This is a genomic window from Spirosoma sp. SC4-14, assembly GCF_037201965.1.
Taxonomy (GTDB): Bacteria; Bacteroidota; Bacteroidia; order Cytophagales; family Spirosomataceae; genus Spirosoma.
Genome location: NZ_CP147518.1, coordinates 6747758 through 6765468, shown reverse-complemented (window position 1 = coordinate 6765468; position 17711 = coordinate 6747758). Strand labels below are relative to the sequence as shown.

At 49.9% G+C, this 17711-nt stretch carries 9 protein-coding genes; 2 read left to right on the top strand and 7 right to left on the bottom strand.

Annotated features, from left to right (window positions below):
* Positions 1 to 16 precede the first annotated feature (16 nt).
* From WBJ53_RS27890 to WBJ53_RS27860, 7 genes are all read right to left on the bottom strand, one after another.
* A complete protein-coding gene (locus tag WBJ53_RS27890; RefSeq protein WP_338872413.1) occupies positions 17 to 646 on the bottom strand; it encodes a TetR/AcrR family transcriptional regulator in 630 nt (209 codons plus the stop codon).
* Between the two features lie 164 nt (positions 647 to 810).
* Entirely contained in the window at positions 811 to 3291 is a 2481-nt protein-coding gene (locus WBJ53_RS27885) for a zinc-dependent metalloprotease (RefSeq protein WP_338872411.1), read from the bottom strand.
* A 144-nt stretch (positions 3292 to 3435) separates the two neighbouring features.
* A complete protein-coding gene (locus tag WBJ53_RS27880; RefSeq protein WP_338872409.1) occupies positions 3436 to 4302 on the bottom strand; it encodes a tetratricopeptide repeat protein in 867 nt (288 codons plus the stop codon).
* Between the two features lie 235 nt (positions 4303 to 4537).
* Positions 4538 to 6016: a RagB/SusD family nutrient uptake outer membrane protein gene (locus WBJ53_RS27875; RefSeq protein ID WP_338872407.1), complete on the bottom strand. Its 1479-nt coding sequence runs from the start codon at positions 6014 to 6016 to the stop codon at positions 4538 to 4540.
* A gap of 12 nt (positions 6017 to 6028) precedes the next feature.
* The gene (locus WBJ53_RS27870) at positions 6029 to 9214 is read right to left on the bottom strand and encodes a TonB-dependent receptor (RefSeq protein ID WP_338872405.1); all 3186 of its coding nucleotides are present in this window, start codon (positions 9212 to 9214) and stop codon (positions 6029 to 6031) included.
* A 291-nt stretch (positions 9215 to 9505) separates the two neighbouring features.
* Complete coding sequence (locus WBJ53_RS27865) at positions 9506 to 10444, bottom strand: lipid A deacylase LpxR family protein (RefSeq protein WP_338872404.1); 939 nt, start codon at positions 10442 to 10444, stop codon at positions 9506 to 9508.
* Positions 10445 to 10672: 228 nt separating this feature from the next.
* Positions 10673 to 12904 (bottom strand): S9 family peptidase, encoded by a 2232-nt coding sequence (locus tag WBJ53_RS27860; protein ID WP_338872401.1) that lies wholly within the window; start codon positions 12902 to 12904, stop codon positions 10673 to 10675.
* 249 nt (positions 12905 to 13153) lie between these two features.
* Here WBJ53_RS27860 and WBJ53_RS27855 point away from each other — a divergent pair, with 249 nt between their 5' ends.
* A complete protein-coding gene (locus tag WBJ53_RS27855) occupies positions 13154 to 16342 on the top strand; it encodes a SusC/RagA family TonB-linked outer membrane protein (RefSeq protein WP_338872399.1) in 3189 nt (1062 codons plus the stop codon).
* Between the two features lie 18 nt (positions 16343 to 16360).
* A complete protein-coding gene (locus WBJ53_RS27850; RefSeq protein WP_338872398.1) occupies positions 16361 to 17671 on the top strand; it encodes a RagB/SusD family nutrient uptake outer membrane protein in 1311 nt (436 codons plus the stop codon).
* The last annotated feature ends 40 nt before the right edge of the window (positions 17672 to 17711 follow it).

Genomic DNA, 17711 nt, shown 5'->3' with positions numbered 1-17711 from the left:
GAAGAAGAGATTGGATTTATAGGCCTCGAATGAACCGACGAATAGCTCGCTCGAAAAGAAGTTTTGGTTGTTGAAACATGGCTACCATTTTGGGGTCTTCTACTTTTTTCAGCAGTCGTTCGCCCTCCTGTGGTTTTATGCTGGTAATCAGATTTATATAGCCCTGCATCAGACAGAACCAGTTAAAGATGACTTCAAAAATGGGATCTATATCGGGGCATACTTCCCGAAACAGATTTTCAATTTTTTGTTTGGCTTCGTGCATTTCTTCACGAACCATGTCGCGTTGCTGGTCCATGCGTTCGGGGTTGTGCATGAGCCGAAACACTTCGGGTTGCTCATTGGCAAAATCCCACTGCGCCATGGAGAGCCGGACAATTTTCTCTTCAGCACTGAGGTCCATGTCCAGAACTTCATCCGTATTGCGACGAAGTTGAGCATGACCTTCTTTAACGATGTTTAGTAATACATCCTCCTTGTTTTCGAAATGTTCGTAAACAATGGGAGGAGTATATTCAATGGCATCGGCGATGCTCCGAATCGTTACAGCGCTCCAGTCTTTCTCTCGGGCTATATGTCGGGCCGCATCCAGAATCCGCTGTCGGATTTCGGCTTTCTGCCGGGCACGGCGATCAATAACACTCATCTATCTAACAAGTTTCAAAATATCTAACAAAGGTAGATTTTATTTGTTTCGTTAAATCTGAATTTTTTTTAAAATTTGATAAACGGTTCTTTTTAAACGCCAAAAGGCCCTTACTAACCTAGGTTAGTAAGGGCCTTTCGTGGAAAAGTATAAATTTTAATTAGTTAGTTCCAGTCGGTCCAGTCGCAGGCAGGAGCCAGCCATTCCTGACCCGTATCGATTGGCATACCGTCGGGTGGCGTTTGCGGATTCGTTGCTTTTATATCAGCCGCGTTCTCGTCGGCACGCCGAATTTGCTCCAGCGCAAACAGATGATGAGCAGCTATTTTCGGATTTGCGTTTGACGCGCTGAGCTTTCCTTTCAACTCAGAAAGTTTTAAACCGGCAATAGCCCGAGCTTGCGAAGTAGCTCCCTGATCGCTGGCCAGATCGATCATCTTCTGCAACAGCAACTTTTCGGTCAATCGTTTCACCTCGGCCTGATAGCCATCGGCCGGATCGGCTTTATACCACGTAGCCGCCAGCAATTGATCGAGGGTGCCTTCCAGGCTCAGTTGGGCCGGATCGATAGCGGATTGCATAACCAGACGACTAACACGCTGATCATTAAACAACATTTGAAGCGTCATACCGGCAGCTGCTTCGGGAGCCGCCATTGGATCGAACGAGAGCCCCGTCCGGCGTTTGAACACCTCCCGTGGATTTGGATCGTAGCGGAAGGGATGCGGAGGAATCAGAGTCAGGACGGATTTGGGCAATGCCAGAAAAGCCGGATCGATGGTAGCAATCAACGCATCCAGTGCCCGTTTCTGTTCCTGAACCGGAACCGTCGATACTACTGGCTGGCCATCGCCACGCAATGCGTTGGTATAGAGTTGACCACCTACTACCTTAGAAGCAGCTTCGACCTGATAGCGATGGAACATATACATCGGTACGAGTACTTCTTCAAGCGTGGCCATTGGTGTGCCGACCGGAATTTTCTTCTCCGAAAAATTCGCCAGCGCAACCCGCCGAACATCCGATACGCGCTTCAGTTCATCCACCGCATTGGCGCCATTGTCCCAAAGGTGCGTACCGGGGTGAACCGAACCTTCGGGGCGTGCGTCTTTATCGGTCAGAAAAGTCAGACCAGCCTTGTGCATGTCGGTTACTAGCTTATCCAGTGCCTGTTTTTCGTCGGCACCATTCGGGAATTGCTCGTAGCCATAACGAATACTCCATTTGTCGTAAGCACCGATTCCTTTGGCATACGCATCCGACAGGTCGATGCTGGCTCCCTTTACTTTGGCAACCATTGTCGGATAATCCATTACTGAAGCCCGATCCTGTGTGCTGGCAATGTAGTTATGTGGCAGGCCAAGTGTATGACCTACTTCGTGAGCGGCCAGTTGCCGTAACCGTTCAATCGACATTTGCATCATGGGGTCCGACGAAGGAGCGGTAGCACCAGCATAATCGCCAACGAGTCCCTGCGCAATCAGATAATCCTGCCGAACGCGCAGCGAGCCCAGCGTTACTTTTCCTTTGATGATTTCGCCAGTCCGTGGGTCAATGATACTGCCACCATACGACCAGCCGCGTGTTGACCGGTGAACCCACTGAACCAGGTTGTAGCGAATGTCCATTGGATCGGCATCGGCCGGAAGCAGTTTTACCTGGAAAGCATCCTTATAGCCAGCCGCTTCGAATGCCTGATTCCACCAGGCAGTTCCTTCCATCAGCGCCGACCGAATGGGTTCGGGCGTGCCGGGATCGATATAATACACAATGGGTTTAACGGCTTCGCTCACTTTTGCCGATGGATTTTTTTTCTCCAGCCGGTGCCGCGAAATATACCGTTTGATGATGGGCTGACTTACCGGCGTTGCATAGTCGAAGTATTCGATGCCGCCATAACCGATGCGAGGGTCGAATGCGCGTGGCTTGTAATTGGCGTCGGGCAATTGCACAAACGAATGGTGCTGATGCATCGTAACGGCCGACGCTGTTGGCACTACTTCGCGCAGATAAGGCCCCGGATTGTCGCCGGTTAGTGTAATGATGGTTTCGAATTCCGTATTCTGTGGAAATGCTTTTGTTCGGGGTAAGTATAGAGCGCTGCGGCTCGCATCGAATTTGAAGCTTCCCTGCTTGGTTCGGGCAATGGCCTGAATGGCGCCAACTGCATCCTGCATCAGAAAAGGAGTCAGGTCGACCAGTACTTTGTTTCCCTCATCGACGGCAACATCGAATCCGGCATGGACCGATTTGGCAAAAGATTCTTCAACAGCCTGCCGTTCGAGCGGATCGTTGCTAATGGCCCGATACGAATAGTTCGGTTCGATCAGTAGTACTTTCGGGCCACTCCGCTGAAATTTCACAATATGTTCCTGCCCTAATCGGCCCCGGTCGAGGCCAATGTCGTTGGAGCCAACGCCCTGCGCCAATGTTGGATAATACAGGAACTCGGTGTCGAACTTATCGATTTCGAGCCAGATTTTCCCTTTTTTTGCGTCCCAGTAAAAGGTCATGAAGCCAGGATGACGCTCCATGCCGTTGGTGAAGCTGCTGATACTGGCCGAGCCTCCCTGCGACTGCTGCGCATGAAGCTGGAACCCAGTAAGTAGTAGTAAGCTAAGAAGTGAGAGTAATCGGTTAACCATTGTAAGCGAGGTTGTATTTTGCCGCTCAAGTTACACCCAAATCGCTTACGTATTGATGCCAAAAGCCCGGAATAATTGCGCAGTTGTTTTTGTAATAGTTGGCAAAGTCTTCGGTGTTAGGGCGAAAACGGAAAATTTTTTGCCTTATTGGGCCAGGGCTCGTTTCAAAACCCCGCCAATAAAACTTCCGATAAAAGTCAAAATAATTGCCCCGTATAAACCAAATGTTTCCAGGTCGCGGGCATTGTTATTTTCGGGAACAGTTGTGAAAAATGTGTAGCCGATCCAGAGCGTAGCCGCCTGAATAATGGCCAATATCCAGCCTTTGCGGGGTTCCAGAAAACCAATGATGGCAGCGGCAACGGCCGCCAGTAAATAGGGAAGGTGAATTACCGTCGATTTTTTGATGACAACTAGCAGGATAGTGCTATTGATCAGAATGAGTGCTACGTGGCTCAAAAACTTCCGATCTAAAAATGAGGTTGGGGTTGAAAGTGGTGCCGAACCGGCCGTTTCGGGTGTTTGACGGAGCTGGGCTGCCTGGTCGAGATCATGCTGTGATTCGGCCATTTGCCCAAGTTGTTGTCTGGCCAGTCCGCGCCATTCATACGGATCGGGTTGGGTACCTTTCGAATAAAAGACCGCTTTATCGAATTCCTGAAAGGCGGTGTTATAATCGCCTTGGTCGTAGAGAATCTGACCCATTTCCAGATGCAAACCCGCCACAGTGTTGTCGTAGCTTTCGCCGGTTTTCAGGGCGGTAATGGCAGCGGGGATGTTATCTAAAGCGCGATGGCAACGTGCCAGGTATAGATAGGCAACACTCGATTTTGGGTCTTTCTGGATATACTGATTAAAAAAGGCTAAGGCCTCTTCAATCTGCCCGGCTTTAAGTAATTTAATACCTATCTGTAGCTTATCGAGATCCTGTTCGGAAGACGTCCGCAAATCTGCATAATAGCGCAGGTAAATGATATAGCCAATAATAGCCGCTGTTACGAGTATTTCCATTTGTTGTTGCAATCAAAACCGCATCGGATATGGTGCGGGATGGCAAAGAACTAAACCGTTTGTTATATGATACAAGACTTTTTTAATTAAAAACATTCATTCCGATTTCTCCTTTGTCCTGGATTAACACGTCCCAAAGAGCGAATTGTTTAGGCAATGGTCCAGATAGCCAATAACAGCACAGCCCCCGATCATCTGGTCGGGGGCTGTGCTGTTATTGGCTATCTGGCTACTATTAAAGTGGATTCTGCACGATGGCCAGATTGGCATTGATTTCACGTCGCGGAATCAGAAACTCCCATTGGTTATCGCCCGCCGGAACATCGAATAATACGGCTACCGACGAACTGATGTTAGCATCGTTTCGATTCAAGGGCTGATTCAGGCGTTTTAGATCCGTAAACCGGAAGCCTTCGCCCCAGAGTTCAACACGCCGGTTGAAAAGAATCTCATCAATGAGCGCAGCGCCTGTTTTTGTCGAAAGCGTATACGAAGCATCTCGCTTGCTTACCAGATCAAACAGCACGCTGGCTGCTGCCGAGTTATTACCCAAACGGGCCTGTGCTTCGGCCTCGATCAAATACATTTCGGCAGCACGCATGTAGGGAATGTCGCCCATTGTACTGGTTGACGGTGTACCGGGCAAGCGGAACTTTTGAGTCATATAAGCAACCCGTACACCCCCCGTAGGCACAATCGAATTGGCGGTTGTGGGTGTTTTAACCCACATTTTCGAGCGTACATCCGTTGCTGGTATCTGATTGTAGAGTTTGCTGTTGATAACTTTGGGGTCAACGCGGATATTGGTTGAGTTGAAGTTGCAGGAAATATAGGAGTGATAGGCCCCAAAATACTCCGTCTGATCTTCAAGGTGATCGAAACCCCACATCCATTCGGGATTGCTGATGTCCGAAAAACCGTCCTGATACTGGGTAGCCGTCATGGGTGAATAGTTCTTACGGGCTTCGGCGGCAAACTTGGCGGCATCGGCCCAGTTTTGCTGCACCAGAGCCACCCGAGCCTGAAACCCTTTGATCACCTCCAGATTAATGTGCGACTTATAGCTACGAGTTGTAGTAAGCAGGGTAGCCGCTTCGGCCAGATCCTTATTGATCTGCGTATAAATGTCCTCCACTGTTGCGCGAGGTAAACCCTCTGTGGTAGGAGCCAGAATCAGGGGAACACCCAACTGACTGTTGGGCTTGGCGGCTGCATCGTAGCGTTTACCGAAAAGCTGTACCAGATTGAAATACGAGAAAGCCCGCAATCCCAACGCTTCGCCTTTTATCTGATCCCGCTCCGACTGTGCACCGGCCGCATTGTCGATATTGGCGATGGCAATATTTGCATTGCCAATCAGTCGATAATACAATTCGTAGGGTAACTGATCGCCGGTAGATGTTTCTGACCGGTGTGCCTGCCAGCGTGTTTCGGCGAGGTGCCAGGTGTTTGACGTGTTGGGTATAACTACATCTTCGCCCATTACATCCAGAATAATCATCATAGCCGGATGGCCGAAATGCCCCTGTGAACTCAAATAGCGGACAATCATTGCCCGATATATACCGTTGATGGCCGCAGTGGCATTTTTGGTTGTTGCATAAGCGGCACCCGCGTCAATGCTACCAGTAGGCGATGTGTCCAGATAATCTTTTTCGCACGACGTTGTAAGCAGTCCTATTGCCAACGCCAATGTCAAATATCTTTTTTTCATGCGTGTTGATGCTTAAAGCGTAAATGAAATACCTAAGATCAGGCTCTTGGCCGGGCTAAATGCGTTGCTCGTAACGCCCGAGAAGTTTTGCTGCACGTTCATGCCTTTCCGTTTCGACAGGATCAGCAGGTTTTCGCCACTGACATACACCTGGGCATTTTCAAGGAACAGTTTACGCGCCAGTGTGCCCGGCAGAGCATAGGAAAGCGTTATCGAACGAATGTTCAAATAACTGGCGTCGGTAAGCCAGCGATCCGATTGGGCATCGAAATCAGACGTACGGCCGGCGTCCATCCGGGGCACATTGGTAATGTCGCCCGGCTTCTGCCACCGTTTCAGAATATCAACGTGTTTCGCACTGCCGTATCCGCCTGCACTCATCAGCGAAGCATAGGCCGCATCGTAGGTTTTACCGCCTAACTGATAAACAACCAGTGCCGATAACGACAGCCCTTTATACCGGAACGTATTGGTGAAACCACCCGACATGGCCGGAATAGACGTGCCACTGTAATGATAACGGGCATTATTGACACTCGTCGTCAGGGTATCGCCCGCTTCCGTAATCCGAGAATTAGACGCTACATAGTTGGCGGCCCGATATTCGGCTTCGCCCGTTGTTGGGTTGACGCCTTTGTATTCCCGTAGCCAATAATCGTAGATAGAATGACCGACGGCCAGTTTCTTAGTTCCGTCAATAATTTCGGGGTTTTCGTCTGGCATCTTTGTGATCCGGTTTTTGAGCCGCGTCGCATTCAGGTCTAGGCGCCAGGTAAAGTCCTTTGTCCGGATTGGCTCAACACCCAGTTCGATTTCAATACCCCGGTTATACATCGTACCAATGTTGCGGGTAACGGTCGAAATACCCGCCGAGAGAGGAAGCGGTACGGCAAAAATCAGGTTCGACGACCGGCGATCGAAATACTCAACCGTACCCGATACGCGACCTTTGAAGAGGCTGAATTCGACAGCGGCATCGATTGCATTGCTCGACTCCCAGGCCAGATTCTGGTTTCCCAGGCTCGTTTGCAGGATGCCCGCTTCCGATGCATTGTTCCAGCCAAGCCCATAAAGCGGCTGCCAGGCATAGTAGCTAATGGTATTGTCCTGAGCCGACTGGCCGGTGTTGCCACCACCATCGTTACCCGTCTGACCATACGACGCCCGCAGTTTCAGGGCGTCGATGGTTGGAATCGCGCGCAGGAACTCTTCCTGATCTAAACGCCAGGCACCACTAACGGAGTAGAAATTCCCCCAGCGGGTGTCGCGGTAGAACTTACTCGACCCATCGCGACGAGCCGAAAGCGAAAGGAAGTACTTCTGGTCGTAATCGTAGTTGATCCGTGAAAAGTAGCCTTCTACCCGACGCATGAAAGCCACCGACGCCAGGTTTGTTGTAGTAGTGAAATTAACCAGTTCGTAGTTGCCATCCAGGATCTGCTGCGAGCGTGAACCTTCCAGATTGTTATCACCGACCTGGAAGTTCTCATGGCCGAGCAACACCTCAAGATTGTGTTTGTCGAACGTTTTGCCGTAGTTCAGCAGTTGGTTCAGGTTATAGCCCGTAATGTTCTGAAATTCGTGTGAAGCCCGTCCGGCCGGAGCGCCATCGCCAATTTCGGGGTTTCCAAATGTATAGCCGTTGTAGTTGGTAATGTCGGTTCCGATGTTTGTCGTGAACTTGAAATCCTGTAGAAACGAAACTTCGGCATAACCACGGGCGCTCAGTACGTTCCGGCGAAAGTAGTTCTGATTCAGCATGGTTTCGGCAATCGAATGGCGACCACCAAATTGAGGCCGGGCGGGTAGGCCCAGCGCGGTCAGGTTACCATAATCCCAGCGCCGGTTGCCATTTGGAAGCAGCAGGAACTGCCCCGGATTGGCAGGGTCGTAGGCATATACCGGATAGATAGGGCCTATGTTGCGGGAGAAAAAGAACGGATTGACAAACGCAGTGCTGCTGTTGGCATCGGCCTGATTCGATTTTGAAAGCGTAGTCGACAGGTTGGCACCCGCTTTGAGCCACGGCTTCATCTGCGAATTGATGTTTAGTCGACCCGTAATGCGTTCAAAATCAGACCGAATCAGGTAGCCTTTGTCGCTCAGGTACGACAATGACAGAAAATAATCGGTTTTATTCTGACCACCCGAAAAACTAACGTTCAGTTCATTCCGGTTGCCCTGCCGCATCAGTGGTTTCTCCCAGTTCAGATCGTCGGGCGAGAACTTCAGGGTTGCGTTTGGATTGACCTGGCCATTGGCGTCAACAACCTGATCGTCTGGTACGTTATAGACATTGTAGCCTACCAGGCTAATCAGCCGACTCGATGCATCGGCGTTTGCCGTTGCCAGAGCGACCGGGTTTGTGGCGCGATAGGCAATGCTGTTTCGGTAAATTTCCCACATCAGTGGATAATACTGGGAAATGCCAACCCGGTCGTATTCGGGCAGACCCCGTGTGCTGGCTCCCCGCGTATAGCGAACATTGATCGAACTACGATCCCGCTGGCCTTTTTTGGTGGTAATCATAACCACGCCATTGGCTGCCCGTGAGCCATAAAGCGCTGTCGACGCAGCATCTTTCAGAACCGAAATGTTTTCGATGTCGTTTGGACTCAGGTTGGAAATGTTGCCTGAATAGGGAATCCCGTCGACCACATACAACGGATCGTTACCCGACGACACGGAGCCAAAACCCCGGATACGAATATCGGGTGCCGAACCCGGCTGACCACTACCCGCCGTTGTCTGCACCCCTGAGATCGCTCCCGAAAGCGCCTGGCCAATGTTACTGACAGCGCGTGTTTTAATTTGATCCGGTGAAATAGTACCTGCCGAACCCGTAAACGATGCCCGCTTGGCTGTACCGAACGTTGTGATAACAACTTCGTCCAGATTGGCCACATTAGGCGCAAGGCTAACGGCAATTGTTGACTGATTGCCGACTGCAACCTCCTTCGATTCAAACCCGATAAAGCTGAACACCAGCCGTCCTGAGGCCGGAATGTTTAATCGGTAATTGCCATCCGCATCAGTGGTCGTGCCACGGGTTGACCCTTTAAGCTGGACACTCACACCAGGCAATGGAGCTCCGTCTTCGGAGGATGTGACACGACCGCTTACCGTGACATCCTGAGCTAGCACTGGCAGACAAAATAGGCAGACCAGAAGCCAGCTTAGAAGTAAACTTTTTCTCATGAAGTGTGCTAATTAAGAAATTTAACCTTTTTTTAATCGAAGCCGCAAAGGTATTAAAGGAGTATTAAAAACAATATTTTATTCTAAAAAATAAAATTTATTCTCTTATAAATGTTGAATTTGGATAAGTTTCACTAATTTGTTAGGGGTGTTAACTTGATAGGTGAAATAGCTTTCGTTATTATTTGCTGACATAAGGTGTATACAAACCAACAATAGGTATGTATTGGCATCACTTTTGTCAAACGCCAGAATGGAACAGAACGTGCTGATAATGAAAGCGTATACGGCCTAGCGACCACAATAAAACAGTAGGCTAAATCGACCCCATTGATGATCCAGTCCGTTTTTGAATTCGCTGGTTTGCAGGGTTTGATTAAACGAGAATTGCACATTTTTGTAAGCGGCAGCAACTCCCCAGTCAATCAATCCCAGAAAGTGTTTTAGCTCTACGGCTGGCAGCGCATAGTAGTTATGGGCACCATTGAACCAGCCGCCCTGTAGCAGCGAATTGTCGAGAACAGCCCGGAACGACGTTCCAAACGTGGTATATAGCTGCACCCGTCGATGCGGCCGCCCGGCCGACGAGTTATAAAGTCCCGTAGCACTCTGAAAATAATCATTGAACAGGCCAAAACGCAGAACGGTACCCATACTGGCGTAGTTACTGAGCATACCCAGATTGGCGTCTACCCGGCCAATGATATCGAACACAGGTGAAAATTGCGGAACCAGGCGGTTTTCGTAGCGGACAAAATAACTAACGGCCGGATCATTGGGCATTTGTGTTCCCCAGCCCATGGGGGTTTTAAAATTTTCGGCCAGATGAAACTGCTGCTGTACTTCGGCGGCTCCACTCAATGGGCCAATAACGCCCAGTATGAATTGTGAGGTAAGTTTGCGCCCTTTGACGGGATCGCTGGAGGTGAGCCCCCACGACAGATACAGGTAACCGGCATACGGATGATCGTTCGGATAAAGCGGGCGGTTACGAATGGTCAGGTTTTTGGGCGTGTAGATTTCCTGACCAGCACCAAAATCATACCGATATGAGTAAGACTGACCAACTCGGGAAGCAAGTTTGAGCAGCACATAACGCGTAGGCCATTTATGCCAGTAATTGCTGAAATGCTTTACATGAATGCCATTTGTATAATAACGATCGGAGGTATTTCTGGCGCGGAGTTGAAAAGCGTCGTTATCCCACGATGCCTGTAAATAGCTGCCCATAGGCAAACTGTCAGTTGGTACAGCTTGCGCAAAACTGCTGACAGTTTGCCACATCATGATCACCCACGCAAATCCAGAAAGTCTACCCGACACTTTAAAGCTATATTTGGTTTATTGTAATTTAATTTAAAAAACCAAATATATCTTTAAAGTGGAATATGGTAACATTATGTGCGAAATTACCTGTAATTGCAATTGCGGCAGTATGTATTTGCGGTAGTTGCTGAATTAGTTGAGCCCTACACTTTTCAGGTTCGTTTCAAGGTAGGAAGTGTATTGTTGGTAAAGCAGCAATTGGGTCTTTGCGCTATAGGCTACCCCATGTGCACCCGGCGGATAAATGCGTAAGTCAGCATCTTTTCCGGCATCTTCCAGCGCATTGACCAGCTGAAACGTGTTGCGAACATGCACATTCTCGTCCATTGTCGAGTGTGCGATAAACATTTTTCCTGCCAGATTGCCCGCCTTTGGCGATACTGCACTAGCCTGGTATTTTTCGTTGTTTTCGGGCAAAAGCCCCATATATCGCTCAGTATAAATGGAATCATAAAGCCGCCAGTCGGTAACGGGGGCGCCAACCAGCGAAACCCTGAACACACCCGGATGAGCCAACATAGTATAGCTGCTCATGAAGCCTCCATAGCTGTGGCCGCGAATGGCCATGCGGTTTCCATCGACCCACGGTTGTTTGGCCAGCCACGCGGCTGTCTCCGTAAAATCCAGACTTTCGTACTTCCCGAGTTGTTCGTAAACAATCTTTTCGAAATCACGACCGTAGCCCCCACTCCCCCGGTTGTTCACGCCAACCACAATGTAGCCCGTTTGGGCCAGCCACTGATGCCAGCCTGTTGTGGCAAATTCGTTATACACCGACTGCGAGCCAGGGCCACCGTAAATATCGATCACGACCGGGTATTTGCGGGTAGGGTCGAAATCGAGCGGTTTAATGATCGAAATATCGATAGGCTGACCGTCGGAGGTCGTAAAGGTTGCCAGTTCTTTGGAAGCATAGGCGTGGCTGGCCAGAAAATCTGTTACCGATTTGTTGGTTTCCAGCGCTTTAATCAATTGGCCTTTGGTATCCCGCAATTCTACCTGCGTAGGAGTCTGTACGTTGGCATAGCGGTCGATAAAATACTGGCCACTGGGCGAAAAATTGACCGTATGTCGACCCGCTACCGTTGTGAGTCGGCGTTTATTTTTCCCGTCCAGATCGGCTACAAACAGGTGCCGTTCGGTTGGTGAAACTTCGGTGGAGGTGAAATACGCTTTTTTTGCCTTTGGATCGATATGATGCACGTAGGTTACTTCCCATTTTCCGCTGGTAACGGCGTTTAGCAGGTTTCCGGTATAATCGTAGCGGTAAAGGTGGGCGTAGCCGTCGCGATCCGAAACCCAGTAAAATTCCTGAACACCTGCCGGGAAATAGAGCAAATGGTCGATACCGGCAAAGAAATCGAAGATGTCGATCCATGTATTCGATTTTTCTTCCAGAATCAGTCTGGCGTCGCCGGTGCGGGCGTTGGTCATAAACACCCGCATGTGGTTTTGCTTCCGGTTCAGGTGCATTACGGCCAGTTGGCCTTCCAGCGTAGTCCAGTAGATGCGCGGGATATAGCCATCTTCCAGATCGACCTTCATCCACTGCTTATCTTTGTTGGAAAGCTCAATAACGCCAATGCGAACGGTAGGATTTTTGTCGCCTACGCGTGGGTAAGGCAGCGAATCGAACGTTTCATCGAAACCTTTGTAATCGGTTAGTTTATAAATCGGTACCTGCCGCTCGTCCGATTGCCAGAAAGCGATGAACTTGCTGTCCGGCGACCATTCCCAGGCCTGAGCGAGGCCGAATTCTTCTTCATAAGCCCAGCCAAACCGACCGTTATAGAATGCCGGTTGAGCATCGTTGGTGAGTTGAGTTTCGGTTTTGGTGGCAAAATCGAACACAAACAGATTGCCACCCCGCTCGTAACCCACTTTCTGACCGTCGGGCGACAGTTCGGCCGTTTGAGCGTCGTTAACAACGAGCTTCAGCTTTTTATCGGCAACCGAATAGACATAATAATCTGAAATGCCTGAGTTACGGTATACAGGCCGGAAATTAGTCTGAAAGAAAATATTTTTCGAATCCTTCGACCACTGAAAAGAACGATAAGCGAAGGGTTTGTTTGTACCGGGAAACGTCAGTTGGCTGCCATCGAAAACAACCGCTTCTTTTTGATCTTTGGGCGACAGGGTTTTGATGATACTTTGGCCATCGATAAACGAAAATTTGTTTCCGCCTTCAATCCAGTTGACGCTGCGGGGCCCGGCCGAGCCATTCAACTGACCAGTTGCCGATAGTGCCTGTTGAAGTGTAGTATAACGCTCTTTCGTCTGAGCCAGAGACTGCCCCCAGAAGAGCCAGCTTAAGCCTATCGCTACGAAAACAAGTGGGCTACTTTTGGTACGAGTAATCATACGTTCGTTGACTTGGTTGAAATCGCCAAAGCTACTGAAAATTGTGTTTTAGTGGTCTGCCGAAATTGGATTTAGGCCAGATGCGAACTGGAGTTTGCCGGGATGGAAGTGTACTAAAAAACGCTTTTATTGCATCTGTAGAGGCTTTTTTTAGAATTTGGATGAGCGGTAATTGTGCAGAATTATTTATAAGTAAATTTCGTCCCTGGGAAATATTTTCTTGTTGCATCAATTAACCATTACATTCCTATGACTGATAGGTACTCACTCATCAGCCATCGCTTCCGGCAGGTCTGGATGCTATGGCTGGCTTTACTGTTTAGCGCAGGAGCTTTAGCGCAAAACACGCGTTATACGTTTACAGGGCGAGTGGTCGATGAGACCAGACAGCCCTTGCCGGGGGCTACGGTCTTGATTGTTGGAACCACGCTTGGAACCTCTACCGATGCCGATGGGAATTACACACTTACCGCAGCGCTTAAGCCTGGGCCTGCTACACTGGCGTTTATGATTATTGGCTACGAAACACTTCAGAAGGGCATTACACTGGGCAATGCCGACCAGATTACGGTCGATGCTGAGTTAGTGACCGCAACAACAAATCTTGATGAAGTTGTCGTTACAGGCTCTACACTGTCGGCTCCCAAACGTGAACTAGGGAATGCCATCAGTACCATCAAAGCATCTGACTTAGGCCAGAGTGGTTCTGGAAATCTGGTGAATTCCTTGCAGGGGAAAGTACCGGGTGCGCAGATTACGCAGAACTCCGGCGACCCGGCGGGTGGTATCACGATTCGTTTGCGTGGTATCAAGTCGCTGGTCGGTTCGTCGGACCCGTTGTATGTGGTCGATGGTGTAATTGTGAGTAATGCCAGTACCAACGTGTCGCAACTGGCGCTGTCGAATGATGTGGGCAATGCCAGTGTTGGTCAGAATCGGTTGTCGGACATCAATCCCGACGATATTGCCACCATTAACGTGATCAACGGAGCGGCTGCTGCTGCGCAATATGGTTCGCGGGCGGCTAATGGCGTTGTGATCATTACAACCAAACGCGGGCAGACGGGCAAGCCGCAGATCACCTTTTCGACCTCGTTCAACATCAACGAACTGCGGAAAAGCGTGCCTGTCAATACTTACGGCAAGCAGTTTGGCTTTGCGTCGCTGCGGTTATACCCAATTGGTGGGATTTCGGCTGCCCAGATTGCAGCCAATCCGGGCGTAACCACTACGGATGTGTATCGGGATGGAGCTTATACGCCCCTGGCTACTAACGTGGTTGACGTACAGCGCTATAATTACTTCGATCAGATTTTCCGGACGGGCTACGGTACCGACAACAACCTGTCGGTTGCGGGTGGTCGTGAGAATACACAGTATTACATCTCATTCGGTTATCTGAAAAACCAGGGCATTATTAAGGGAACGGATTTTACCCGCTATAATCTGCGTGCCCGTGTCGACCAGCGACTGGCAACCTGGGCCAAAGTGTCGGTTGGGTTGAGCTACTCAAACAGTTTTTCTGATGAGAAGGCTAACGGCAACGTATTCTACAGCCCGATCAACTCGGTTAATATCACCAATAACATCTATGATATTACCAAGCGCGATGCAGCCGGAAACCTTCAGGCGGTTGAGCCAACGCGGGTGAACCCACTGTCGACCATCGAAGACATGAAGTTTTCGCAGTCGGTAAATCGTACGATCAGTAGTGTCCAACTGAATCTGACTCCCCTGAAAGGCTTAACCGTCGATTATATTGTGGGGGTCGATGCTTATTCACAGTTCGGTAAAAACTACATTCGTCCGTATCCCTATCAGGCTGTTGCTGGTTTGCCTGCTGCCCGCTATCCAAACGGATTTGCCGCTACAGCTACCAATCAGGTGCTTCAGTTCAACAACGACCTGAACGCTCAGTACGAACGGCAGTTTAGCGATAAATTTAAGATCAATGCAGCCATAGGGTACAGCTATCAGTATTATCAGGCCGATTATTCGATCAATAGTGGGCAAAATCTGTCGCCGTTTATCGAAACGGTTAGTGGAGCCAGTAACACGACCTATCAGGTTCGGTACGATCTGGACCGGTTTAGCCTGAGCGGTATGTTTGCGCAGGCAACGCTGGGATACCGGAATCTGGCGTTCGTTACGGGGGCTGTGCGTCGCGATCAGTCGTCGAAATTTTCGCCGACTCAGACAAACCAGTACTATCCAAAAGTCAGTGGGTCGTTCATTGTATCGGACCTGGATTTCTGGAAAAATCTGTCGTTCAATGACGCCTTCAATAGCCTGAAACTACGCGCCAGCTATGGCGAAGCGGGTAATCTTTCGGGTATTGGTTCGTATGCCCGGTTCTACCAGTTTAGTCCGGTGGGTTTCCTGGGTAAAAACACTGTAGTGCCTGGTACGCAGTTGGCTAACCCCGACGTACAGCCGGAGCGCATGGCCGAACTGGAAGGCGGTATCGATCTGGCTTTCTGGGGCGGAAAGATTGGCTTAGGGGTTACGGCTTATCATCAGAAAATTAAGAATCTGGTCGTAAACCGGACATTGGCCCCCACTACGGGCGGCACGAGTATTGTGAACAACGTTGGCACGATGGAGAATAAAGGCTTTGAAGTCGTACTGGACGTTAATCCCGTCAAAACCAAAGATTTTAGCTGGGACTTCACGGTTATTTACAACCACAATCGCAACAAAGTTCTGGATCTGGGCGGTCTGCCCATCATCAGCCTCGACCCATCGTCGGCGTCGGGTACACCGGCTTACCTGATTGTTGGTCAGCCAGTTGGCGTTTTCTACGGAAGTGCGTATGCTCGTAATTCAGATGGTTCTCTATTGCTTTCTCCATCAGGCTTCCCGCAATCAGAACGGGCTGTAAATCAGGGTAATGGTGCTATTGATTTTGTTCCAGCTCGCAATGGCGACGGATCGGTTGATGTATCAAAGCCAACGGCTAATGTGATTATCGGAAATCCGAACCCAAAATGGACGGGCTCATTCAGCACCAATCTGTCGTATAAAAAACTGACTCTTCATGTTTTGCTGGATGCGGTGCAGGGGTCGGATGTGTTCAATGCCGATAAGCGGACACGGCAGGGCGTAGGGTTGGGCGATTATGCTGAGCAGGAACTTCGCGGTACGCTGAAGCGTGGCTATATTTTTGGTATCTACAATACGCAGGAGTTCCGGGTCGATCCGGGTTCGTATACCAAACTGCGGGAAATATCGCTGGGTTATACACTGCCAACGCTGGTAAAGGCCATCAGTCGGTTAAACGTTGCGCTGGTAGGACGCAATCTGTATTCCTGGGATAAATACACCGGCTTCGACCCGGAGACGAATGCGGGCGGTAATAACGACCTGTTGCGGGGTGTTGACTTCGGGAATGTACCTATTCCACGCACGTATCAGCTAAAACTGACCGCAACATTCTAACATCAGAAAACTGAACTCATGAAAAAAATTCAGACATATATCGTGTTGGCGGCTCTGGCTCTAGGGCAGTTTGCCTGTAATCAGACCTTTCTAAACCCCAGCACCATCAGCCAGTCGCAGGCAGTTAGCTCGCCCGACGGCTTAATTACCCTTTCGAATGGATTGCAGTATCGCTATACCACGGGCGGGGCTTTGAGTGTTCTCTATGCCCGTACGGCCGGTGCCGGTTTGACAACCCGCGAAGATTTCGTACTCAACGTGGGTAATGCTGATGAAGCTAACCTGGCCTTGGGTGGCGGTAATGTGAGCAATATTAACAGCGTGGTGCGCAATCTGTGGACACAAAGCCATCTGGTGCGCTCGAATGCCGAACTAATTCTTGCCAATACGGGTGTTGTTAGCGATGCCGGTACCAAAAGTGGGATTGTTGGCTATGCATCTATTTTTCGGGCGTTATCGCTTGGGACATTAGGCTTATTTTTTGAGCAATCGCCCGTTACGACCGGCAATAATGTTCCGTTTGTGCCACGGGCTCAGGTATTCAAAGAGGCCATTACAACGCTCGAATCGGCAGCAACGCAGGTGGCGGCAGCTCCTGTATCATCCGATTTCTCAGGTAAAATTGTAACGGGCATCGACATTCCCAATACGATTCAGGCGCTGATTGCCCGCTATGCACTGTTTTCGGGCGATTACGACAAAGCACTGGCGGCTGCGGCCAAAATGGATCTGACGAAAAAGTCGGTGTTTAACTTCGATGACAATACGCGGAACCCACTCTTTGAGTACACATTTGGCAACCTGAATGTATTTCAGCCAACCAACGTGAATTTGGGGCTAACGGGTAGCCTGACGCCTGATCCGGCCGACAAGCGGTTGTCGTTCCTCACCAAGCCCAGTACCAACACGGCTGTGGCTCCCGTTATCGCAACGGCGTTCTATACAGCTAACAATGCGGCTGTTCCGGTCTATTTGCCGGGCGAAATGCTACTGATTCAAGCCGAAGCCTATGCCCGCAAAGGCGATCTGACCAATGCCATTGCGCAACTGAATCGGGTGCTAACCAAAACAGCCGCTCAGGATGCGTTTGGGCTGGGTGCGGCTTTACCTGCTTACTCCGGCGCACAAACAGCGGATGCCGTTCTGGCCGAAATCTATAAGAATAGGCAGATCGAACTGGCATTCCAGGGCTTCCGGCTCGAAGATAGTCGTCGGTTTGGGCGGCCGGGACCGGGTAGTGCCAATGCCGAACGCAACCGAAATTTTTTCCCGTATCCGTTGACCGAGCGCAATAACAATACCACAACGCCACAAGATCCGGCGAATTAAGCTATTGGTCATTAGTTAGTAAGTTCTTAGGTAGAACTGA

Excerpts from the sequence above, each read along its gene's own strand:
- WBJ53_RS27865 (WP_338872404.1), bottom strand. The coding sequence starts at position 10,444 with ATGGGCAGCTATTTACAGGCATCGTGGGATAACGACGCTTTTCAACTC.
- WBJ53_RS27855 (WP_338872399.1), top strand. The coding sequence starts at position 13,154 with ATGACTGATAGGTACTCACTCATCAGCCATCGCTTCCGGCAGGTCTGG.
- WBJ53_RS27870 (WP_338872405.1), bottom strand. The coding sequence starts at position 9,214 with ATGAGAAAAAGTTTACTTCTAAGCTGGCTTCTGGTCTGCCTATTTTGT.
- WBJ53_RS27890 (WP_338872413.1), bottom strand. The coding sequence starts at position 646 with ATGAGTGTTATTGATCGCCGTGCCCGGCAGAAAGCCGAAATCCGACAG.
- WBJ53_RS27880 (WP_338872409.1), bottom strand. The coding sequence starts at position 4,302 with ATGGAAATACTCGTAACAGCGGCTATTATTGGCTATATCATTTACCTG.
- WBJ53_RS27850 (WP_338872398.1), top strand. The coding sequence starts at position 16,361 with ATGAAAAAAATTCAGACATATATCGTGTTGGCGGCTCTGGCTCTAGGG.
- WBJ53_RS27875 (WP_338872407.1), bottom strand. The coding sequence starts at position 6,016 with ATGAAAAAAAGATATTTGACATTGGCGTTGGCAATAGGACTGCTTACA.
- WBJ53_RS27885 (WP_338872411.1), bottom strand. The coding sequence starts at position 3,291 with ATGGTTAACCGATTACTCTCACTTCTTAGCTTACTACTACTTACTGGG.
- WBJ53_RS27860 (WP_338872401.1), bottom strand. The coding sequence starts at position 12,904 with ATGATTACTCGTACCAAAAGTAGCCCACTTGTTTTCGTAGCGATAGGC.